The sequence below is a fragment of the Actinoalloteichus spitiensis RMV-1378 genome, from assembly GCF_000239155.1.
GTDB lineage: Bacteria > Actinomycetota > Actinomycetes > Mycobacteriales > Pseudonocardiaceae > Actinoalloteichus_B > Actinoalloteichus_B spitiensis.
In genome coordinates this window covers 1-20604 of sequence record NZ_AGVX02000197.1, presented here as the reverse complement: position 1 = coordinate 20604, position 20604 = coordinate 1, and the positions used below count along the sequence as shown (strand labels likewise).

Here is a 20604-nt window from a genome sequence, read left to right as displayed (position 1 = left end):
CGACGTGGCGGTGGACCGCCTCCGGGCGGCCGGGGCCCGCCGCATCGCGGTCGCCCCCTGGTTCCTGGCGCCTGGGCTGCTGCTGACCCGGGTGACCGACCGGGCCCGCGACCTCGTCCCGGACGTGACCGTCGCCGCCCCGATCGGGGCGGACATCGAACTGGCCCAGCTGGTGCTGCGCCGCTACCACGCTGCCGGCTGCGCGCCACCACACCGCCGCTACGCCTGACCGGAGCCCGAGCGGGTCCTGGGCGGGGGCGCCGCCGCCCGGTCGGCATCGCACCGGTGATCGCGGGCGCCGATCTCGCAGGGGGACAGCCCTCGTCCCGTCGGGCTCTCGTCCCGGCGGTTCGCCCGGGCTACGGTGCGGTATGGCCGACCGACTGATCGACTACTCGCTCCGGGACGGGGTGGCGGTCCTCACCCTCGACTCCCCGCACAACAGGAACGCGCTCTCGACCCAGCTCCGGGCCGAGCTCCGGGAGCTGCTGCTCAGCGTCCGGGACGACGACGCGGTGCGCGTGGTGCTGCTCAGCCACACCGGGCCGGTGTTCTGCTCGGGCATGGATCTCAAGGAGTCCCGGGGCGGTGGCGCCGACCAGCAGGGCGTGCGCGAGCTGCCGGAACTGGTGGAGCTGGTGGCTTCCTGCCCGAAACCGGTGGTCGCCAGGGCCGCCGGACCAGCCAGGGCGGGCGGTGTCGGCCTGCTCGCCTCCGCCGACATCGTCGTCGCCGCCTCGACCGCCACGTTCGCGTTCACCGAGGTTCGGCTGGGGCTCGTGCCGGCGGTCATCTCCGTACCGCTGCTCCGCCGGATGCCGGCCACCGCCGTGTCGGAACTCCTCATGACCGGGGAGACCTTCGACGCCGACCGGGCGGCCGCGCTGGGTCTGGTCAACTCCGCCGTCCCGGCGGCCGATCTCGACGAGGAGGTGGCCCGCTACCTGGACATGCTCGGGCGCGGGGCGCCGGGGGCGTTGACGGCGACCAAGAACCTGTTGCGGGAGACCACGGGACGGCGGGTTCCGGCCGACTACCCCGCCCTGCTCGCCCTCTCCGCCGCGCACTTCGCCGGTGAGGAGGGGCAGGAGGGCATGCGGGCCTTCGCCGAGAAGCGCCCCCCGGCGTGGGTGCCCACCCGGTGACCTACCGCGCGGCGGCGGGGCGGCACCGAACGGTTCGGCTGGCCCCGGTCAGCCCCACTGCTGCCACGCCCAGGCGACGAGGACGAGCAGGATCAGCCCCAGCAGCACGACGGTGACGCGACGGGAAGAACTCACTGGGCGGTCCCCTCGTGGTGCTGGGCGGTGTCGGTGGTCGGCACCTCGGGCTGGCGCGGCTTCCCGTCGTGGGATCGGAGACGGGAACGCCGGTGTCGGCGCAGCCGCGCGGACACGCCGTCCACACCCCGGTCGATCACGAAAGCCGCCAGCCAGGCCAACGGCAACAGGACCGCCATGACCAGCACGAACTGGAGGACGAACGGGAGCTGGGCCATCCACAGCTCCACTCCGTCCCACCAGCTGACCAGTGCCGAGAACACGGGAGGAGCCTACGCGCCGCCCTCGGCGGGCGGCCGGGTACCACCGGGCAGGGTGGCCGGCGGCCGCCGGAGGGTGCCCCGGCCGCCGGGCAACCGGGCGCACGTCCTCGAGGTCGCGCCGCCCGGCGGGAACGTCCCCGGGGGCGGGAGGCATCGGTGTCGCCGACGTGGTGGTGGGGTCGGGCCAGCCGGCGCTCGGCACGCCGCCGCCCGAGTCGGTGGCGGCGGGGGCGGCCTGCTGGGAAGGTGGTGTTCCCCGGGGCGGCGGAGCTCCGCGCGCGCCCGGCCGTGGGCGGAGGTCCCTCCGGCGCGGTGGCGGACCGGAGCGCACCATGTTCCCGGTTCCCGGGAACCGCCTCGGCGGTGCCGGGGGTGGCGCTGCGGTACGGAGGAGCGGGACAGGGCACGGGAGGGTTCGACCATGGAACGAGGGAACGAGACCGGCATGACCGGGGGCGTCCGGTGATCTCCCCCGTCGGGCGGCCGCCCGCCAGGATCGAACCGGTCGACCTCGCCTCCCAGGTGGACGAGGTGGTCGGGCTGGCCCGACGGGCGATGGCGGCGGCCGACCAGCCCTTCGCGGAGCACACCGCCAACTACCTGCCCCGGGTCGTCGACCTCCCCGGTCTGCTGGCCCTCGGCGTGCGGGAGCGGTCCCGCCTGGTGGCGGTCGCCGTGGGGTGGCCCTGCGGGCACCACCCCAGCTGGCCCGCGATGGTCGGGCCGGCACTGCTGGCCACCGGGAACCTGCACTGGTTGGAGGGCTCCTTCGAACTCGCCGAACTCCAGGTCAGCCCCGAACACCACGGGCAGGGCCTCGGCACCGCGCTGCTGCGCGCGGTGGAGGAGAGCACCGCGCTGGACCGGATCGTGCTCCAGGCCAACGTCGCCAACCGGCGGGCGCGGGAGTTCTACCGGCGTCGCGGGTTCCGGGTGCTCAGCGGGCCCTACCAGTGGCTGCGCCGGCCGCGTTTCCTCGTGCTCGGTGCCCGGCTGCCGCTGGCGTGAGGACGGATGGCGTCGACGCGGCCGGCGGAACGCGCGGCCCGTCCTCGTGCTCAGGCGGGGACGGGCGGCACCGCCGGCTACCGGTCCGGTCGGCGCAGATGTCGCACGCCGGGGCCCGGGCCGGCGGGCCGGCCGCACGCCGGCGCGCGCCCGACCGAGGGCGCGAGCTGCGCCGAGACCCGGCGGACACCGGGGAGGGCTGGACGGTGGACGCCTCCGTCCTCCTGACCGCCCTCACGCCGCGCTGAGGGTCATCCCACGGCCGTCGCGGCCGCCGCGCGGGCGGCGCGGACCTTGCCCGCCCACTCCCGAGGAAGGTCGTCGAGTGCCTGGCAGACGTGCTCCACGAGGTCGGGCCGTCGACGCTGCTTCACGGCGAAGACCTCCGCCACCGTGACGCCGTGCGCCGGCCTGCTCAGCACCTCGACCCGATCACCCGCCGAGACCAGGCCCGCCTGGTCCACGGCGAGGTAGGCCCCGGTCCGGCCCCGCTCGCTGAACCGGCGGACGAAGCGCTCGGCCTCCCAGAACCCGGCGAAGACCCGGCAGGGAGTACGCGGGCCGGTCACCCGCAGCACCGCCGACCCGATCCGCCACCGTTCACCGATGACGGCGTCGCTGCTGTCCATCCCATCCAGGGTGAGGTTCTCACCGGCGTTGCCGGGCACCAGCTCCCTGCCGAGCTCCCGGGACCAGTAGCGGAGTTCGGCCAACTCGAACGCGTAGGCCGCCCGGTACCAGCCGCCGTGGCTGGCGGTGTCGACGATCGTGTCGCCGGCCACCCCCGCCCCGGTCAGCGACACCGGTCCGGGCACGGCCCGCTTGTCGATTCCCGAACTGCCCATCCGCCCGGTCCACCCGCCTCGGCGGACCACGGCGACGTTGACCGAGACCACTTCTCCCACCGCTCGAACCTAGAAGACCCCGTTCGCCACCCACAAGAGCTATGTGAGCGACCCGGGACCCCGCTCCGGAACACGGAGTGACGTCGCCGACCGGCAGGCCGGTGCCGTGCGGGAGCGGGTCGCGGTGGCACGGGCACCCCGCTCCGACCGCGTCACACCACGACCGGCCGCCGTGCGGGCGAAACGCGGAGGATCGTCCCCACCCGGTCAGCACTCGGTGCGGACACGACGACCCAGGGTGACTACTGTCGACTCACAGGACGACGGTACGGATTGGGACGACGCGCCACCGGGGGACGAGCGCGACCCGCCGGACTCGAGATCCGCCGGCTCCCGCACCACCGTCGCCCTGCAACGCCTGTCCGCCGTGTGTCGGAGGGAGTCGTGATGCGGGGACAGCCGAACCTGGCCCTGGCCCGTCGTCGAGCCAGGGCGGTACTGGCCACCCTGGACATCCCTGTCCCGTGGTCGCTGACCGCCTTCCTGGATTCCATCGAACGCCAACGAGGACGGCGCATCCTCCTCGTTCCCTCGACCATGAGCAGGTACGCCGCCGTGGCGTCCGGGCTGTGGATCAGCCGGGGCGACGAGGACCTCATCGTCTACGACGCCACGGCCAGCCCGCTGCACCGGCAGAACACCGTGTTCCACGAGCTGGCGCACATGCTCCTGGGGCACCGCGGGCGCCCGCTGTCCGGCGGTACCCAGGGTGACCAGCCGCCGCTCATGATGCACAGACAGCACTACGAGGACCAGCTGGAACTGGAGGCGGAGACCTTGGCGTACGAGATGTGGCGAGCCGTGGGGCAGCGGCTCCTGACCCGGCGCGGTACGGCCGGTCGGCTGGCCGCCGCCTTCGAGGCACCGCCGGGGGTGCGGCATGCGTGACGCGATCCAGCTGCTGGTCATCGCGGTCGTGTTGTCCGGTGGGGTGCTCAAGCTCCTGCACCTGCGGCGCTCGGAGGGCGAACACCGGGCCGCGTTGCGGGCGATGTGCCTCGGCCTGATCGCCCTGTCCGTGGCGTTGGCCTTCGAACTCGACGCGGTCACCCCCGCCCTGGTGGAGGCGCTGGGCTGGGAGTACTCCTACGCCCTCCGGCACACCCCGGTGCTCGTGGCGATCTTCGCCTGGCGGGTCTTCTTCCTCTGCTGGGTCTGGGAGGCCGGTCGCACCAGGGACCGCCGGGTGCGCGCACACCTGTGGGTGCTCGTCGGCGTGCTCGCGGCACGCTGGCTGATCGCGGTCCTGTCCCCCGTGGGCGACGCTCACGCCGCCCTGACCTCGGACTGGAGCGGGGCGCCGTGGTCGGCGGCGGGCATGCTGCTCTACGCCTGCTACATGGGTCTCACGGCGCTCGCGGTGACGTACCTGACGATCGTCTGGGCACGGGACCCGGGGACCCGCCCCTGGACCCGGCGGGGCCTGCGTTTCATCACCGCCGGTTCCGTCGTCGCGCTGGCCTACCTCGTCCACAAGGTCGTGTTCATGGTCGCGGTGCTGCTGGGCTGGCAGCCCGGCTACGACCAGTACCACCTGGAATGGGCCCTCATCGCCGTCTCGGCGTTGTTGCACGGGATCGGGACGCTCATGCCGCTGGTCGCCTCGGGGGTGCCGGCCGCGATCAGGCTGGCGCGGCACCGGGCGGCCTACCGCCGGCTGGGTCCGCTCTGGCTCGCGCTCACCTCGGCCCGTCCCGGGGTGGTGCTCTGCCTGGCCCCGGCGTGGGTCCCCGCACGGTTCCGCCAGCTCTGGGACGCGGTGAACCTGACGAACCTCGACCTGCGGCTCTACCACCGGGTGGTGGAGTGCTGGGACGTGCTGGTGGCGCTGCACGGCCACATGGACACCCGCCTCCGCGACCAGGCCTACGCCGAGGCGGTGGCGGCCGGGGAGGACGCGGAGAGCGCGGAGGCCATCGCGGAGGCGGTGATGATCAGGGCGGCGTTGCACCGCGACGAGGGGAACCACCGGTTCGTGGAGGAGGAGGCCCGTCCTGGCCGGCGCGACCGCCAGGAGACCCTGGCCGACGACGTCGGCTGGTGGCAGCGGGTGGGTCGTGCCTGGCACCACCCGGTCACCCGCCAGCTGAGCGGTCGGCTCACCCGCTCACCCGTCCCGGCCGGCTGAGCCCGCGAGGTGGTGCGGCGGCGTGGGGTGCGCCGCCGCACCACCGGGCTACTTCTTGCCCTTGCCCTTGTCCGAGGACTCCTCGGTGGACAGCGCGGCGACGAAGGCCTCCTGCGGCACCTCGACCCGGCCGACCATCTTCATCCGCTTCTTGCCTTCCTTCTGCTTCTCGAGCAGCTTCCGCTTCCGGGTGATGTCACCGCCGTAGCACTTGGCGAGGACGTCCTTGCGGATCGCGCGGATCGTCTCCCGCGCGATCACGCGGGACCCGATCGCGGCCTGGATGGGCACCTCGTACTGCTGCCGGGGGATCAGCTCCCGCAGCTTCGTGGCCATCCGGGTGCCGTAGGCGTAGGCCCCGTCCTTGTGGACGATCGCGCTGAAGGCGTCGACCGGCTCCCCCTGCAACAGGATGTCGACCTTGACGAGGTCCGAGCTCTGCTCACCCGACTCCTCGTAGTCCAGGGAGGCGTACCCCCTGGTCCTGGACTTCAGCGAGTCGAAGAAGTCGTAGATGATCTCGGCGAGGGGCAGCGTGTAGCGCAGCTCCACGCGGGACTCGGACAGGTAGTCCATCCCGTCCAGCTGCCCCCGGCGGCTCTGGCAGAGCTCCATGATCGCCCCGACGAACTCGTTCGGCGCGATGACCGTGCAGCGGGTGATGGGTTCGAAGATCTCCGCGATCTTGCCGGTGGGCCAGTCGGACGGGTTGGTGACCTCCCGCTCGGTCCCGTCGTCGAGGCGCACCCGGTACACCACGTTGGGCGCGGTCGAGATCAGGTCGAGGCCGGCCTCCCGCTCCAGCCGGTCGCGGGTGATCTCCAGGTGCAGCAGCCCCAGGAAACCGCAGCGGAACCCGAACCCGAGCGCCGCCGAGGTCTCGGGCTCGTAGGTGAGGGCCGCGTCGTTCAACTGGAGCTTGTCCAGCGCCTCCCGCAGCTCGGGGTAGTCCGAGCCGTCCACCGGGTACAACCCGGCGTAGACCATCGGCTTCGGCTCCCGGTAGCCGCCGAGCGGTTCCTTGGCGCCCTTGCGCTCCAGGGTGATGGTGTCCCCCACCTTGGACTGCCGGACGTCCTTGACGCCGGTGATCAGGTAACCCACCTCACCCACGCCCAGCCCGGGGCAGGCCTTGGGTTCGGGGCTGATGATGCCGACCTCGAGCAGCTCGTGCGTCGCGCCCGTGGACATCATCCTGATGCGTTCCCGGGGCGTGATCCGCCCGTCGACCACCCGGATGTAGGTCACGACGCCCCGGTAGGTGTCGTAGACGGAGTCGAAGATCATCGCCCGGGCCGGGGAGTCGTCCTGACCGGTGGGCGGCGGGATCTGCCGTACCGCCTCGTCCAGCAGCTCACCGACTCCCATCCCCGTCTTCGCCGACACCCTGAGCACGTCACCGGGCTCACAGCCGATGATGTGCGCCAGCTCGGCGGCGTACTTCTCCGGCTCGGCGGCGGGCAGGTCGATCTTGTTGAGCACGGGGATGATCGTGAGGTCGTGCTCCAGGGCCAGGTAGAGGTTGGCCAGGGTCTGCGCCTCGATGCCCTGTGCCGCGTCGACCAGCAGGATCGCGCCCTCGCAGGCGGCCAGGGACCTGCTGACCTCGTAGGTGAAGTCCACGTGGCCCGGCGTGTCGATGAGGTGCAGGACGTGGTCCTGACCATCGACCCGCCACGGCAGCCGCACGTTCTGCGCCTTGATGGTGATGCCGCGTTCCCGCTCGATGTCCATCCGGTCCAGGTACTGGGCGCGCATGGCGCGGTCCTCGACGACCCCGGTGAGCTGGAGCATCCGGTCGGCCAGGGTCGACTTGCCGTGGTCGATGTGCGCGATGATGCAGAAGTTCCGGATGAGTTCCGGCGAGGTGAAGGTCGTGTCTGCGAACGTGCTCAATGCAAGCTTCCTCGCGCGGTCGGGCGGAAGGGTGGACGCCCCCATCGTCCCATGACACCGTCGGAGTCCGGAGCGTGTCCTCCTCGGTCGTTCGTCCAGTGCTCTCCGACCCCGTGTGCTGTCATGGACGGATGGGAAGGCACCGCTCGATGGTGGGGCGGGCGGCGTTCGGGGAGCCGCGCGGCCTGCCCGGCAGGCTGGGCGGACTGCTGATGTCCTGGCTGAACCGGTCCGTGGAACGCCACGCGGTGCTCCTCGCCGACCCCGCGCCGGGGGACACGGTCCTCGTCATCGGCTTCGGACCGGGTGTCGGTCTCCTGGCGGCGGCGGAGGCGGCGTGGCGCGGGCACGTCGTCGGCGTCGACCCCTCCCCGATCATGGTGCGGGCCGCGCTGGCCCGCTGCGCGGAACGGGTGCGGTCCGGCCAGATGCGGCTGCACCTGGGTTACGCCGCCGAACTCGGCGAGGACGCCGAGTCGGTGGACATCGCGATCTCGGTGAACAACGTGCAGTTGTGGCCGGACCGGAGGGCGGGTTTCACCGAGGTGCGCCGGGTGCTGCGCCCGCACGGCCGCCTGGTGCTCTCGGCGCACCGGGGCGTGCTGGGCAACGTGCTGGACGAGATCCCCGACGAGCTGGCCTCCTGTGGTTTCACCTCGGTGGAGGTGGACATCGACGACCGGGGCATCGGCGGTTCCGTGGAGGTCATGGCGACCCGTGCCGAGTGAGGACCGGCCCGCCCGTCCGAGTGGCGCCGCCCGAGGTCGTGGCGCTCCCGTCCCGGCATGCGGCCGCCCGGGGGCGCTGCGGGATCACGGTAGGCCACGCGCCGCGCGTGCCCCTGTGGGACCGGCCGGTGGCGGGGTGCGGCATCCGCGCCGGGGTTCGGTCCAGGAGATCGCGACCAGTCGGGGTCCACGTCCCTCACCTGCTCGCCGGAACCGGATGGCATGGCCGGCCCGGAGGAGGTCGTGTGGCCCCGGGCCCCGTCGGGGACGACCCCGACCGGGAGGGCTGGTGGGCGGTTTGGACCGGCGGCGGTGTCCTGATCGGCCCGGCCCTGCCGGGGTCCGGCGGGTCGTCGACCCCGCCTGCGCCGACCGGTGGAGGGCCCGCGCCAGGACCGCGCCGTCGGACCCGGTCAGGGCTCGGGGTCGAACCGGGTGTCGCGGCGCAGGGGGTGGTCGGCGGGGATCTCCACGAGCACGATGCGCAGGCCGTCCGGGTCGGCGATCCACATCTCGCGGAGCCCCCACGGCTCGGTTCGGGGTTCCCGCAGCACCGGGACTCCGTGGCGGGTGAGCTCGGCCTCGGTGTCCGCCAGGTCGCGGACCTGCAGCCAGAGGGCGACGTCCGGGGCGGACGCCCCGGCCCCCTGCCCGGAGAGTTCCAGGAACCCGTTGCCGAGGAAGAACACCGTCCCACCGGGGAACTCGCGGTGGATCGCCAGTCCCAGCGCGTCCCGGTAGAACCGGAGGCTGCGGTCGCGGTCGACGGGGCGCACCAGCACCCGGCTGCCCAGTACCTCCATCGGGGTTCCCTCCCTCGGATGTCGACAGGCCGTCGGCACCGACGGCTCGTGGTCCTCGTCCATCGTCCCTCGGAAGGCGCCCGAGGTGGTCACGGGAGGCGACACCCCTCGGCGCCGGGTGACCGGCCCACGCGTTGATCGGCCGGGGGCGCGTTGCCAGACTGATCACCCGCCTTCCTGTCCGTTCTGTCCGGGCAGCGGCCCCAGCGAAAGGGGAACCTCGTGCGCGTACGCCGGTACACCTCCGCCGACCGCCCGGCCTGCCTGGCGCTGGCCCACCGCCTCCGGGAGGGTGTCGCCGAGTGGCGTGACCCCGGGGCCGTCGCGGCGACCGCGCGGGACTGGTTGGCCCGGTCCCTCGACCTGGCCACCAGTGACCTGAGCCCGGCCTTCGTCGCGGAGGTCGACGGCCGGGTCGCCGGAGTGGTGACCGTCAGCGAGCGCCGCCACTTCACCGGCACCGCGGAGGTCCATGTCGCCGAACTGGTCGTGGACGAGGGCGCGGAGGGAAGGGGGATCGGCAGCGCCCTGGTCCGGGCGGCCGAGGAGTGGGGGCGCCACCGGGGACTGCGCCGGCTCAGCCTGGAGACGGGAGCGGCCAACCACCGCGCGCGTGCGCTGTACGCGGCCCTGGGGTACCAGGAGGAGGATGTTCGGCTGAGCAAGGACATCACCGGCTCCGCCACCGAGCCGCACGAGGAGGCCGGCTCGGTCACGCCCCGCGTCGGCGAGCCCGGGAGCAGCCCCCTCACCGCGTCCCCGACGAGGTGAGCACCGTCGAGCCAAAAAGTGATATCATCTTGCTAGATGATCAGTCGCTCGAACGAAAGGGCGTCCACCATGACCACATCACCGCAGGCCGTCGCGGAGAGGGCGCCCATGCCCTCACCCCAGTACCGTGAGCGGACCGCCTTCAGCCTCCCCGGCCTGCCCATGGCCGGCGCCCTGGCCGTGCTGGTCCTCGGCGGCGGCGGCGCGATCGCCGCCGGCGTGAACGAGCAGTCGGGAGCCCTGATCGGCGTCGGCGTCGTCGCCCTGGTGGCGGCGGCCCTGCTCGGCCCCGGCCTGGTGATGGTCCAACCCAACGAGGCGCGGGTCGTCCAGTTCCTCGGCCGCTACACCGGAACGGTCCGCCGGGACGGCCTCCAGTGGGTCAACCCCTTCACCAGCAGGGCACGGGTCTCCCTGCGCATCCGCAACTTCGAGACCTCCGTCATGAAGGTCAACGACGCCGACGGGAGCCCGGTGGAGATCGCGGCCGTCGTCGTCTGGCAGGTGGAGGACAGCGCACGGGCCTCCTTCGAGGTCGACAGCTTCGTGATGTTCGTGGAGACCCAGACCGAGGCAGCGGTGCGGCACATCGCCACGAGCTACCCCTACGACAACCCCGACGACTCGGCGTTCTCCCTGCGCGACAACGCCGAGAAGATCACCGAGCAGCTCTCGGCCGAGATCTCCGCCCGGGTGGAGTCGGCCGGCGTGCGGGTCATCGAGTCCCGCATCACCCACCTCGCCTACGCCCCGGAGATCGCACAGGTCATGCTGCAACGGCAGCAGGCGAACGCCGTGGTGGCGGCGAGGGCCCGGATCGTCGAGGGCGCGGTGGGCATGGTGGACATGGCCCTGGCGAAGATCGCCGAACAGGGCATGGTCGAGCTCGACGAGGAACGGAAGGCGACGATGGTCAGCAATCTCCTGACGGTGCTGTGCAGCGACAGGGCCACCCAACCGGTGGTCAACACGGGCTCCCTCTACAACTGATCACCGTGGCTGGCCGCAAGAGCTTCCTCCTCCGCCTGGACCCGGCGGTGCACGACGCGCTCGTCCGGTGGGCGAACGACGAACTGCGCAGCGCCAACGCCCAGATCGAGTTCCTCCTCAGACGTTCGCTGTCCGAGGCGGGCAGGCTGCCCAAACAGGCGGGCCAACTGCCCCGCAGAGGACGCCCACCCAAGAAGGCGGAGCCCGAGGAAGAGGGGTGAGCCGCGGCGGGGGCTCACCCCGGGTCGACGCGGGAGCCGGGGGGTCCGCGCCCCTGGCGGTGGCGCGGACCGCACGCGGGGGCGCACCCCGGGCCGACCGACATGGGGTAGCATCGCCGCCATGCAGCGCTATTGGCGGTTTAGCTGGCCGGCCCGGGATGGGCACGCCAGCGCCGCGACGCGCTGATCCCACCACCCCGAGCCGGCAGACGGATGGCCGAGAGGCTAGTGCTGTCGTTCGTCGTTCGTTCTCCACGAAGGCGAGCCGGCTCGACACCGGTGGTGGGGTGCGGTCGGCTCGCGGAAAGGCCCTCCGCCATGCCCCCCGCACCCAGCGCTCCCCCGGTCGACCAGCTGAACGACCAACGCGTTCTCCGTGTTCGCCCGCTGGCGTCGCCCGCGCTGCTCAAGGACCGCCTCCCCCTGACCGAACACGCCCAGGACGTGGTGCTGCGCGGCCGCCGGGACGTCGTGGACGTGCTCACCGGGCGGGACGACCGCCTGCTCGCGGTGGTCGGCCCGTGCTCCGTCCACGACCCCGCCGCCGCCCTCGACTACGCGACCAGGCTCGCCGCGCTCGCCGACGAGATCCGGGACCAGGTGCTGGTCGTGATGCGGGTCTACTTCGAGAAGCCCCGCACCACCCTGGGCTGGAAGGGCCTGATCAACGACCCCGGCCTCGACGGGAGCTACCAGGTCAACGAGGGCCTCACCCTCGCCCGTCAACTGCTGCTGGACGTCCTCGCGCTCGGCCTCCCCGTCGGCTGCGAGTTCCTGGACCCCATCACGCCGCAGTACATCGCCGACACGGTCAGCTGGGGCTCGATCGGTGCCAGGACCGCGCAGAGCCAGGTCCACCGCCAGCTCTCCAGCGGTCTGTCCATGCCGATCGGCATCAAGAACTCCACCGAGGGCGACGTGCAGTCCGCCGTCGACGCGGTGCGCTCAGCCGCCGCCGAACACGTGTTCACCGGCATCAACGACGACGGCCAGGCCGCCATCCTCAGCACCACCGGCAACGAGGACTGCCACGTGGTGCTCCGCGGCAGCGCCCAGGGGCCGAACTACGACGCCGGCTCCGTGCGGGCCACCCTGGACCGCCTGGCGGCGGCCGGTCTCCCGGAACGGGTCGTCATCGACGCCAGCCACGGCAACAGCGGCAAGGACCACCGCCGCCAGCCGGTCGTGGTGGCCGACCTCGCGCGGCGGTTGGCAGACGGCGAACGAGGCGTGCGCGGCGTGATGCTGGAGAGCTTCCTGGAAGAGGGCAACCAGCCGCTGGCGGACCCGGCGTCGCTGGTGTACGGGCGGAGCATCACCGACGCCTGCCTCGGGTGGCCGGACACCGCCGACGTGCTGCGCACCCTGGCGACCACCCTCCGGGCGGCCCGTTCCGCCGGCTCGGGAGCCGGCACCGGGTGAGGTGAGGACGAGGAGGACGCGGGCTGGTCCGCCGCCGGAGGACGTGCTGGATCGTGCCCCGGTCCGGGAGGTCGACGAGAGAACGGTGAGAAGGCAACACGCCGATTTCCCGAACCGGTCAACGATCCACCAATTCAGACCAGCCCGCTGAATCCGTCGTCCAGGTAGGCCGCGAGATCCGGACCGGTGGAATTCGCCAACACGTGACGCACCCACGCGCCCCGTTCATAGGACACCACCGCGAGGTCCCACACCGATCCCATCGTCTGCGACCGCACCTCCCGGAAGGTGTGCGCGCTGTCGCGGGTTGAGGAGAACCGCCGCTGCACGAGGGTCGCGCTCCGCTCCCACCAGTGCACCTGTGTCAGGCAGTGCTCCGCGGTCTCGTGCGCGACCACGAACCCGACGCCGTGCACCCCCGAATCGGTCCCGGTCGCCGAGACCACCGAGACCGCCTGGGTGACGGCGGCGTCGATCACCTCACCATCCGGCTGCCTGGCACGGTCGGATATCCCGTAGCACTTGATTCGCCAGCCCGCGACCGCCTCGATTCCCAGAAATCGGATTGGCCTGGGTTGGTAGGAGTTCTCGTCAGCTGCCGACACGCCTGGAGATTCTCAACTCGCCGACCGTTTCTGTCGACCCGTGAATGCGGTTCCGCCGCCACGATCGACGGGAACTCACCCACCTGCCACCGGCGCGACGACCGCCGGGCCCAGCACCGCGCGGCCGTTCGGTCCCGTGGCCCGTGACGGTGGGCGGCCGGCCCCGCGACGCCGCGGCTCCACCCGGTGCCCGTCGACCACGCGGTTCCGGAACGAGCTCCGGCACCCGGCGGGCCACCTCCACCCCCGAGCGCCACGGCGGAGGCGTCCGACAACCCGGGGGAGAACGCCCACGACCGGCGCTCCCACCAGGTCATCCACCGAACTCCCGCTCAGGGGGCCCCACCACGCACCCGGGGCGCCATCCTCCCGGCAGGACCTCCGGGAGGCCGCGACGGCCCGCCACCGACCGGCCCGGGTCCGGGACAGGCGGCCGGGACCAGACCGCCCACCAGCCGGGGCACCGGTCCGTCCACCGCTCCCCGCGCCGCAGCTCGCCCCCGACGGGACCCAGGACACCTGCGGCCAGCCGCCCGTCGCCGGGTCAGCCGCCCGTCGCCAACCGCCAGGCCAGGCTGACCACCATCGCCACCACCACCGTCAGGAAGACCCGCCGGATGAACTCGGAGCCGCGTCGGCTCGCCAGCAACGCGCCGGACACGCTGCCCGCCAGGTTGCAGAGCGCCATCACCAGGCCCAGCCCCCACAGCACCTTGCCCGCCGGGATGAAGTAGCAGAGCGCCCCGACGTTCGTCGCGGTGTTGACCAGCTTCGCCGTCGCGGAGGCGTGCAGGAAGGCGTAACCGACCAGCCCCACCAGCAGGAACACCAGGAAGGAGCCCGTTCCTGGGCCGGCCAGGCCGTCCCAGAAGCCGATGGTCGCGCCACCCAGGGATGCCAGCAGGATCTGGTGCCGGCGGCCGAAACGCGGCGCCTCGACACTGCCCAACGCCGGCCGACGCCAGGTGTAGATGCCGACGACGACCAACGCGACCAGGACCACGGAGTTCAACGCGACCGACGGCAGCAGGTTCGCGAAGGCCGCGCCACCCACCGCCCCCAGGAAGGCCACCACCGCCATCGGGACCGCCGTGCTCCAGTCGATCCTGGTGCGCCGGGCATAGGTGGGAACGGCGGACGCGGTACCCACCACCGCCGCCACCTTGCTCGTCGCCAACGAGAAGATGGGCTCCCCTCCCGGCATGACCAGGAGCAGCGCGGGCAACTGGATCAGGCCACCGCCGCCCACGATGGCGTCCACCGCTCCCGCCGCGAACGCCGCCGCGCAGAGCAGCAGCAGTGCCGCCAGGGAGACGTCGGCGAAGCCCGGCCAGTTCAGCACGCTAGTCACTCGAACGAGCGTACGACGTGCGCGGGCCGGGTCCACGCTGGCACCGCACGGCCACCGCCAACACGCCGCCGGGCCGCTGGTACCGTTGTCGGCCGTGCCGTGCGGCATTCCGCCAGGGAGGAAACCTGTCACCGCTCGGAGCGGTCGGGCCACCGCCCGACCTCGCACCTGGGTGACAGCGCCAACACAGCGCGGCACGAACCACGTCGAGACGCAAGGGGTGCCCTCGTGGCGAACATCAAGTCCCAGATGAAGCGGATTCGGACCAACGAGAAGGCCCGGCTGCGGAACAAGGCCGTCCGGTCCTCGGTGAAGACCGCGATCCGCAAGTTCCGCGAGGCCGTGGAGGCTGGCGACAAGGACAAGGCCGTGCAGCTCAGCCGCGAGGCCAGCCGCAAGCTCGACAAGGCCGTCAGCAAGGGCGTCATCCACGCGAACCAGGCCGCCAACAAGAAGTCGGCCATCGCGCAGCGCGCCAACTCGCTCTGACCGGCGCACCTGGTCACATCCGGTGGGGGCCTCCCGTTCGCGGGACGGCCCCCGCTGTCGTTCCCGCACCCGGCATCCGCCCCCGACGCGCCGTCACCGGGCTGGTGCCGCACCGCCGACGAGCGCCCGCGGCGCCGACAGATCTCCGCAGCCCGACGTCCCATGCCCTCCACCCCTGTGCCGGCCCGGGACAGGCGGCGGCCCGCACCTCGAGGCCAGGGGCTTGGGGGCGGCCCGGCGTGAACGACCGGCTCCGTCCCGCCCGGAGGTGACCGCGACGGCCCCGAGGCGGACGACGCGCGGAGCAGGGGTCAACGCCCGCGTTGGGCCCGCGCCACCGCGAGCACCGCCCGTTCCAGGGCGTACGACGCGTCGGCGGCCTGCCCCTTCACCTCCCCGTTGAGGGTCGCCACCACCCGCATCGCCCGCACCAGCGAATCGTCCTCCCAGCCCCGGACCTGGTTGCGCACCTTCTTGACCTTCCAGGGCGGCATCCCCAGTTGCCCGGCGAGCCGGAACGGATCACCGCCGCCCGCGCCGCGCACCAGGGCGACCGAGCGCACCGCGTCCGCCAGCGCGTCCGCCACCAACACGTGGGGGACCCCCAGACCCAATGCCCACCGCAACGCCTCCAGCGCCCCGGGGACGTCCCCGACCACCGCGCGCTCCGCCACGGCGAACCCGGTGACCTCGGCACGGCCACGGTGGTAGCGGCGCACGGTCGCCTCGTCCAGCGGGCCGTCGTGGTCCGACACCAGCTGGGCGGCAGCCGAGGCGAGTTCCCGCAGGTCCGATCCCACCGCCTCGATGAGCGCGTGCACCCCGGCGGCGTCGATGCGTCCTCCCGCCGCCCGCACCTCGTTGCGGACAAAGGCCTCCCGGTCGGAGGCCTTCGTCACCTTCGGGCACTCGGTCACCTCCGCGCCGGCCGAGCGGAGCGTGGCCGGTAGCTGCTTCGCCAGCTTCGACCGGCCACCACCCGAGTGCACCACGACCAGCACGACACCCTCGGCGGGCGCACGGCAGTAGGCGGCCACCGCCTCGCAGATCTCCGCCCCCGCCTCCTGCGCGGCCTCGAGCACCACCACCCTCGCCTCCGCGAACAGCGACGGGCTGACCAGCTCGGCGAGGTGGGGTGGGGTGAGTTCGGTGGCGCGGAGCCTGGTCAGTTCGGCCATCGGTTCCGCCGCGCGCAACTGGCGCAGCGTGTCCCGGGTCGCCCGTTCCACCAGCAGTTCCTCATCGCCGAGGATGAGCTGGAGCGGGGCGGGCGGAGCGGACTGGGCAGGCACGCCGGGATTCTCCCACGCCGCGACGTCGTGGTTCCCGCCATCGCGGCGAACGCCGCCCGCGCTCCGTCGAGGGGCGACCGCCCACGGCCCCTCGAACACCACGCTGCCTCCGGGTGCGAGCCGAACCGGTCGCCTGGGCGCCGAGGGGTGGGCCACCACCGCGCGGGGCTCACCGCACCACGCCCCCAGGTGGCTCGCCGCAGGAGGCCTGCCGACCACCACCCGGACGCACCGGCTACCCCCGGACGGCCCGGCCGCTCCCGCATTCCGGACACCACTGGCCCTGGCCCTCCCCATGCCCTACCGTGTGCCGCACAACCGAACAGCGCTCATCCAGAGGGGTAGAGGGATCGGCCCGACGACGCCCCGGCAACCAGCGCCAGCTTGACGTGGCCCAACCACGACCGCTGCCGCACTCGGTGCCAAATCCGGCCCGCCCAGCGGGAAAGATGAGGAGAGGCCTCGCCATGACAGTCACTGCTGGCTCCGGCACGACGCCAGGAACCCGCCGCCCGCTCGACCTCGGCCCCGCCGTCGCGTTGGCCTCGAAGGAGAGCGGTCACCAGATCCCCCTCGCCCCCGAGTTCGTCTCCCCGGACGACTTCGCGCCGCTGGAAGTCGTGTACGACTTCGGTCGCGTGCGCCGCGAGGACATCGAGGCCGGCCCCCGCTCCATCTGGCGGTACAAGCGGTTGCTGCCCGTCCCCAGCGACATCGAGACCATCCCCAGCACCGACCCCGGCTGCACCAGGCTGCTGCGGGCGGACAGCCTCGCCAGGGAACTCGGGGTGCGCCGGTTGTGGGTCAAGGACGACACGGGCAACCCGACGCACTCGTTCAAGGACCGCGTGGTGGCCGTGGCCCTCGCCGCAGCCCGGGAGTTCGGGTTCCGCGTGCTGGCCTGTCCCTCCACCGGCAACCTCGCCAACGCCGTCGCCGCCGCGGCCGCCCGCGCCGGTTGGGACTCGGTGGTGCTGGTCCCCTCCACGCTCGAACAGGCCAAGGTGCTCACGACGGCCGTGTACGACGGAACGCTCATCGCCGTCGACGGCAACTACGACGACGTGAACCGGCTCGCCACCGAACTGGCCGCCGAACACGAGGACTGGGCGTTCGTCAACGTCAACGTGCGCCCCTACTACGGCGAGGGTTCCAAGACCCTCGGCTTCGAGGTGGCCGAACAGCTCGGGTGGCGGCTGCCCGAGCAGGTCGTCGTCCCGATCGCCTCGGGTTCCCAGCTCACCAAGGTGGACAGGGCCTTCCGTGAGTTCGGCGAACTCGGCCTGGTCGAGCCAACGCCCTACCGCGTCTTCGGCGCCCAGGCCAGCGGGTGCTCACCCGTAGCCTCCGCCTACAAAGCCGGACTCGACGTCATCCAACCGGTGCGGCCAGAGACGATCGCCCGCTCCCTGGCCATCGGCGCACCCGCCGACGGCCCCTACGTCCTCGACACCGTGCGCCGCACCGGCGGCGCGATCGAGGACGTCACCGACCAGGAGATCGTCGAGGGCATCCGACTCCTCGCCCGCACCGAAGGCATCTTCACCGAAACGGCGGGCGGCGTCACCGTCGCCACCGCCAAGAAACTCATCGAGACCGGACAACTGGACCCCGACGCCGAGACGGTGCTGCTCATCACCGGCGACGGCCTCAAGACCCTCGACGCGATCAGCGACCACGTCGGGCCCAAGGCCACCGTGCCGCCCACCGCGCAGGCGGTGCACGAGGCGCTGGGACAGCCCCGCAGCTGATCCGCCCGGGTCCCGCCCCCGACTTGGGGCGGGACCACCGGCCCCAGCCGGGAACCACGGAAACCGTGGCCCGGGTGGGAACGCCATCCCCACCCGGGTCACTGGCCGCTAGCCGCCCGCCACACCCGGACACGCACCCCCTCCGGCCCCGGCCCCACCGCCAGGTGACCGTTGAGGTCGGTCCGCACCACCGACGCGCCCAACGCCCGCAGCTCGGCGATGACCTCCCCACTCGGATGCCCGTACCGGTTGTCGGCGCCCACGCTGATGACCGCGAGTCGCGGGCGGACCCGGGCGAGGAACTCCGGGAGCGTGTACCGGGAACCGTGGTGCGGCACCTTCAGCACCGCGGCGGCCAGGTCCACCCCCGCGCCCAGCAGCCCCGCCTGGGCCGCCAGTTCCGCGTCCCCTGTCAGCAGCACCCGCCCCACCGGGGTGGTGGCCACCAGCACCAGCGACGCGTTGTTCACCTCCGTTCCCGAGGTCTCGTCGGCCACGTACCCGTCCAGCGGACCCAGCACGTCGATGCCGAGGCCCGACCACCGCAACCGCTGCCCCGGCCGCAGCTCGACCAGCGGAACACCCCGGCCCGCCGCGACGGCCGCGACCTCCTCGTAGGCCCAGGCCGGGGACCTGGCCGGCCCGACCGCCACCGCCCCCACCCGCCGACCGGCCAGCACCCCGTCCAGACCACCCACGTGGTCGGCGTGCAGATGGCTCAGGACGACCAGCGGGACACGAGCGACCCCCAACCGGCGCAGGCAGTCCCCCACGCCGGCCAGATCCGGCCCGGCGTCCACGACCACCGCCTGCCCCGGCTCACCGGCCGCGAGGACCAGCGCGTCTCCCTGACCCACGTCGCAGGCGACGAACGCCCAGTCCGGCCCCGGCCACCCGGGGAACACGGTGCGGGCCGGCACCACCATGAGCGCGCTCCCCAACACCACGCCGACCGCGGCCACCCGGAACCGGCTCGACCGCGCCGCGACCAGGACGACCGCCAGCACCACCGCCAACACCAGTCCGCCGCCCGCCCCGGCGGGCCAGGGCAGGGTGGGATGGGAGACACCCGCCGCCGTCCGACCCACCCAGATCAGCCAGGACACCTCCGGCCCGGCCAGCCGGACGAAGAACTCCGCCACAGCGGGCGCCCACATCGAAAGGGTCGCCGCCACCACACCGAACACCGTCGCCGGCGCGACCACGGGTGCCGCCACGATGTTCGCGACCACGCCGACCAGGCTCACCTCCGCCGACAGCGCCGCCACGACGGGCGCCGTCGTGACCTGCGCGGCGAGGGGCACGACCAGGGCCTCCGCCAGCCCGGCCGGTACCCCCCTCGCGCGCAGGGCGGCCACCCAGGGTGGGGCGAGCAGCACCAGGCCACCGGTGGCCAGCACCGACAGTGCGAAACCCGCGCTCACGGCCAACGCCGGGTCGACCAGCAGCAGCACGACCACCGTCACCGCCAGAGCCGGCAGGGCCGACCGCTCCCGCCCCAGCACCAACGCCAGCAGGGTGACGGCGCCCATGCCCGCCGCCCGCACCACGCTGGGTTCGGGGCGGGCGAGCACGACGAACCCGACCAGAGCCACTCCCGCCGCGAGCGCGCTGCCCCGGGGGCCAACCCCGACGGCGCGGGCCGCCAACAGCACCGCACCGCAGACCACCGCGAGGTTCGAACCGCTGACGGCCGTGAGGTGGGTCAGACCGGCGGTGCGGAACTCCTCGACGACCTGCGGGGACTGCTGGCTGGTGTCCCCCACCACCAGGGCGGGCAGCAGGCCGGCCGGTTCGGGCGCCAACACCTGGGCGGCGTCCCGCAGACCTGCCCGCAGCTCCCCCGCCGCCCGCTGCCACCACGGCGGCGCACCCGCGTTTCCCGGCGGGTCGCGGGCGCTGACCACCGCCAGCAGGGGTTCTCCGGACCGAGGAGGCAGCAACCGTCCCTCGACCGCCACCTCCTGGCCGGGCAGGAGGTGGCCCCAGCCCTCGGCGGGCGCGATCACCAGTACCCGCCCTCGCCCCCGCCGCTCCCCGACCTCCCCGACCAACCGGTACGACTCCAACCGCGCCTCGACCACCACCCGCTGGTCCGGTCGACCCGACGGCGCGCCACCAACGCGCCGAGGATCGTCGCTGACCACCACCGTCATCGCCGCCGACCCGCCCTCTTCGGCGGCGATCCGCAGCGGATGCTCGGCGGCGTTGCGGACCTCCACCGCCGTGACCACCGCGCTCACCACCGCAAGCCCGGCCACCACCAACGCCTGCGGCCACGTCCGCCGGTGCCACGCCGGCCGGCGCCACCGGACCACCAGCACCACGAGCGCGGCGACCCCCACGGCTCCGACGCCGACGAGCAGGGCCAGCCACCAGGCCCCGAGGACCCCGGTGAGCGCGGTGCCCCAGACGACGAGGGCGGCGGGGACCAGCCGGGCGTCCGTCGCGCGTGCCACGTCACACCGTCACCAGCTCACGCAGCCGTTCGAAGCGGGTGGGGCCGATCCCGTCGACCTCACGCAGCTGCTCCACGCTGGTGAAACCCCCGTGCTCCATCCGCCACTCGACGATCCGGTCCGCCATCACCGGGCCGATGCCCGGCAGCGCGCGGAGTCCCGCCGCGTCGGCCGAGTTCAGGTTCACCACGCTGGGTGCTCCGCCGAACTCCTCCCCCGCCCCGGGCCCCTCCCCACCGACC

The 20604-nt window shown here is 73.1% G+C and carries 21 protein-coding genes and 1 riboswitch; of the genes, 12 read left to right on the top strand and 9 right to left on the bottom strand.

Annotated features, from left to right (window positions below; genetic code table 11):
* Both ACTIDRAF_RS0210190 and ACTIDRAF_RS0210185 read left to right on the top strand, forming a co-directional pair.
* Positions 1 to 229, top strand: a 229-nt coding sequence (locus tag ACTIDRAF_RS0210190) for a CbiX/SirB N-terminal domain-containing protein (RefSeq protein ID WP_026065957.1), incomplete at its 5' end; no start/stop codon positions are given.
* 142 nt (positions 230 to 371) lie between these two features.
* Positions 372 to 1145, top strand: coding sequence for an enoyl-CoA hydratase-related protein (locus ACTIDRAF_RS0210185; protein WP_016698635.1), 774 nt, complete (start codon positions 372 to 374; stop codon positions 1143 to 1145).
* Between the two features lie 131 nt (positions 1146 to 1276).
* Here ACTIDRAF_RS0210185 and ACTIDRAF_RS28125 read toward each other — a convergent pair whose 3' ends face one another.
* The gene (locus tag ACTIDRAF_RS28125; protein ID WP_016698634.1) at positions 1277 to 1543 is read right to left on the bottom strand and encodes a hypothetical protein; all 267 of its coding nucleotides are present in this window, start codon (positions 1541 to 1543) and stop codon (positions 1277 to 1279) included.
* A 462-nt stretch (positions 1544 to 2005) separates the two neighbouring features.
* Here ACTIDRAF_RS28125 and ACTIDRAF_RS28120 point away from each other — a divergent pair, with 462 nt between their 5' ends.
* Entirely contained in the window at positions 2006 to 2551 is a 546-nt protein-coding gene (locus tag ACTIDRAF_RS28120; RefSeq protein ID WP_016698633.1) for a GNAT family N-acetyltransferase, read from the top strand.
* A gap of 251 nt (positions 2552 to 2802) precedes the next feature.
* Here the strand turns inward: ACTIDRAF_RS28120 and ACTIDRAF_RS0210160 are convergent, their stop codons facing one another.
* The gene (locus tag ACTIDRAF_RS0210160) at positions 2803 to 3456 is read right to left on the bottom strand and encodes an MOSC domain-containing protein (RefSeq protein WP_026065956.1); all 654 of its coding nucleotides are present in this window, start codon (positions 3454 to 3456) and stop codon (positions 2803 to 2805) included.
* Positions 3457 to 3843: 387 nt separating this feature from the next.
* Between ACTIDRAF_RS0210160 and ACTIDRAF_RS31915 the strand changes: the two genes are divergently transcribed.
* Both ACTIDRAF_RS31915 and ACTIDRAF_RS0210150 read left to right on the top strand, forming a co-directional pair.
* On the top strand, positions 3844 to 4344 hold the full coding sequence (locus ACTIDRAF_RS31915) for an ImmA/IrrE family metallo-endopeptidase (RefSeq protein ID WP_016698630.1): 501 nt from the start codon (positions 3844 to 3846) through the stop codon (positions 4342 to 4344).
* A complete protein-coding gene (locus tag ACTIDRAF_RS0210150; RefSeq protein ID WP_016698629.1) occupies positions 4337 to 5584 on the top strand; it encodes an MAB_1171c family putative transporter in 1248 nt (415 codons plus the stop codon). The genes ACTIDRAF_RS31915 and ACTIDRAF_RS0210150 overlap by 8 nt, the downstream gene beginning before the upstream one ends.
* A 48-nt stretch (positions 5585 to 5632) precedes the next feature.
* Here the strand turns inward: ACTIDRAF_RS0210150 and lepA are convergent, their stop codons facing one another.
* Positions 5633 to 7480, bottom strand: a complete 1848-nt coding sequence (gene lepA / locus ACTIDRAF_RS0210145; protein WP_016698628.1) for a translation elongation factor 4 — start codon at positions 7478 to 7480, stop codon at positions 5633 to 5635.
* 131 nt (positions 7481 to 7611) lie between these two features.
* Between lepA and ACTIDRAF_RS0210140 the strand changes: the two genes are divergently transcribed.
* The gene (locus ACTIDRAF_RS0210140; RefSeq protein ID WP_157162956.1) at positions 7612 to 8208 is read left to right on the top strand and encodes a class I SAM-dependent methyltransferase; all 597 of its coding nucleotides are present in this window, start codon (positions 7612 to 7614) and stop codon (positions 8206 to 8208) included.
* 413 nt (positions 8209 to 8621) lie between these two features.
* Here the strand turns inward: ACTIDRAF_RS0210140 and ACTIDRAF_RS0210135 are convergent, their stop codons facing one another.
* The gene (locus ACTIDRAF_RS0210135) at positions 8622 to 9011 is read right to left on the bottom strand and encodes a VOC family protein (RefSeq protein ID WP_016698626.1); all 390 of its coding nucleotides are present in this window, start codon (positions 9009 to 9011) and stop codon (positions 8622 to 8624) included.
* 222 nt (positions 9012 to 9233) lie between these two features.
* On the opposite strand from ACTIDRAF_RS0210135, the gene ACTIDRAF_RS31910 reads away from it, so the two are divergent.
* The 4 genes from ACTIDRAF_RS31910 (at position 9234) to ACTIDRAF_RS0210115 (ending at position 12415) form a co-directional block, all read left to right on the top strand.
* Positions 9234 to 9782 (top strand): GNAT family N-acetyltransferase, encoded by a 549-nt coding sequence (locus ACTIDRAF_RS31910; RefSeq protein WP_016698625.1) that lies wholly within the window; start codon positions 9234 to 9236, stop codon positions 9780 to 9782.
* Between the two features lie 69 nt (positions 9783 to 9851).
* Positions 9852 to 10772 (top strand): SPFH domain-containing protein, encoded by a 921-nt coding sequence (locus ACTIDRAF_RS0210125; RefSeq protein ID WP_026065955.1) that lies wholly within the window; start codon positions 9852 to 9854, stop codon positions 10770 to 10772.
* A gap of 5 nt (positions 10773 to 10777) precedes the next feature.
* The gene (locus tag ACTIDRAF_RS0210120) at positions 10778 to 10993 is read left to right on the top strand and encodes a type II toxin-antitoxin system antitoxin (RefSeq protein WP_016698622.1); all 216 of its coding nucleotides are present in this window, start codon (positions 10778 to 10780) and stop codon (positions 10991 to 10993) included.
* Positions 10994 to 11311: 318 nt separating this feature from the next.
* Complete coding sequence (locus ACTIDRAF_RS0210115) at positions 11312 to 12415, top strand: 3-deoxy-7-phosphoheptulonate synthase (protein ID WP_016698621.1); 1104 nt, start codon at positions 11312 to 11314, stop codon at positions 12413 to 12415.
* A 134-nt stretch (positions 12416 to 12549) separates the two neighbouring features.
* Here ACTIDRAF_RS0210115 and ACTIDRAF_RS31905 read toward each other — a convergent pair whose 3' ends face one another.
* Positions 12550 to 13020 (bottom strand): hypothetical protein, encoded by a 471-nt coding sequence (locus tag ACTIDRAF_RS31905; RefSeq protein ID WP_157162955.1) that lies wholly within the window; start codon positions 13018 to 13020, stop codon positions 12550 to 12552.
* 544 nt (positions 13021 to 13564) lie between these two features.
* Entirely contained in the window at positions 13565 to 14371 is an 807-nt protein-coding gene (locus tag ACTIDRAF_RS0210105) for a sulfite exporter TauE/SafE family protein (RefSeq protein WP_026065954.1), read from the bottom strand.
* Positions 14372 to 14599: 228 nt separating this feature from the next.
* Here ACTIDRAF_RS0210105 and rpsT point away from each other — a divergent pair, with 228 nt between their 5' ends.
* Positions 14600 to 14860, top strand: a complete 261-nt coding sequence (gene rpsT, locus ACTIDRAF_RS0210100; protein WP_016698618.1) for a 30S ribosomal protein S20 — start codon at positions 14600 to 14602, stop codon at positions 14858 to 14860.
* A gap of 311 nt (positions 14861 to 15171) precedes the next feature.
* On the opposite strand, the gene holA is transcribed toward rpsT, so the two are convergent.
* Positions 15172 to 16152, bottom strand: coding sequence for a DNA polymerase III subunit delta (gene holA / locus ACTIDRAF_RS0210095; protein ID WP_026065953.1), 981 nt, complete (start codon positions 16150 to 16152; stop codon positions 15172 to 15174).
* A gap of 326 nt (positions 16153 to 16478) precedes the next feature.
* A riboswitch (SAM riboswitch) is annotated at positions 16479 to 16608 on the top strand.
* Between the two features lie 11 nt (positions 16609 to 16619).
* On the opposite strand from holA, the gene thrC reads away from it, so the two are divergent.
* Entirely contained in the window at positions 16620 to 17903 is a 1284-nt protein-coding gene (thrC, locus tag ACTIDRAF_RS0210090; RefSeq protein ID WP_016698616.1) for a threonine synthase, read from the top strand.
* Between the two features lie 98 nt (positions 17904 to 18001).
* On the opposite strand, the gene ACTIDRAF_RS0210085 is transcribed toward thrC, so the two are convergent.
* Together ACTIDRAF_RS0210085 and ACTIDRAF_RS0210080 are read right to left on the bottom strand one after the other, a co-directional pair.
* Positions 18002 to 20362: a ComEC/Rec2 family competence protein gene (locus ACTIDRAF_RS0210085; protein ID WP_016698615.1), complete on the bottom strand. Its 2361-nt coding sequence runs from the start codon at positions 20360 to 20362 to the stop codon at positions 18002 to 18004.
* Position 20363: 1 nt separating this feature from the next.
* Positions 20364 to 20604 (bottom strand): ComEA family DNA-binding protein (locus ACTIDRAF_RS0210080; RefSeq protein WP_016698614.1); only part of this gene is annotated, 241 nt, incomplete at its 5' end.

Coding starts and splice junctions, on each gene's coding strand:
- ACTIDRAF_RS0210135 (WP_016698626.1), bottom strand. CDS start 9,011: ATGGAGGTACTGGGCAGCCGGGTGCTGGTGCGCCCCGTCGACCGCGAC.
- ACTIDRAF_RS0210150 (WP_016698629.1), top strand. CDS start 4,337: ATGCGTGACGCGATCCAGCTGCTGGTCATCGCGGTCGTGTTGTCCGGT.
- ACTIDRAF_RS0210185 (WP_016698635.1), top strand. CDS start 372: ATGGCCGACCGACTGATCGACTACTCGCTCCGGGACGGGGTGGCGGTC.
- ACTIDRAF_RS0210125 (WP_026065955.1), top strand. CDS start 9,852: ATGACCACATCACCGCAGGCCGTCGCGGAGAGGGCGCCCATGCCCTCA.
- ACTIDRAF_RS0210115 (WP_016698621.1), top strand. CDS start 11,312: ATGCCCCCCGCACCCAGCGCTCCCCCGGTCGACCAGCTGAACGACCAA.
- ACTIDRAF_RS0210140 (WP_157162956.1), top strand. CDS start 7,612: ATGGGAAGGCACCGCTCGATGGTGGGGCGGGCGGCGTTCGGGGAGCCG.
- thrC (WP_016698616.1), top strand. CDS start 16,620: ATGACAGTCACTGCTGGCTCCGGCACGACGCCAGGAACCCGCCGCCCG.
- ACTIDRAF_RS31915 (WP_016698630.1), top strand. CDS start 3,844: ATGCGGGGACAGCCGAACCTGGCCCTGGCCCGTCGTCGAGCCAGGGCG.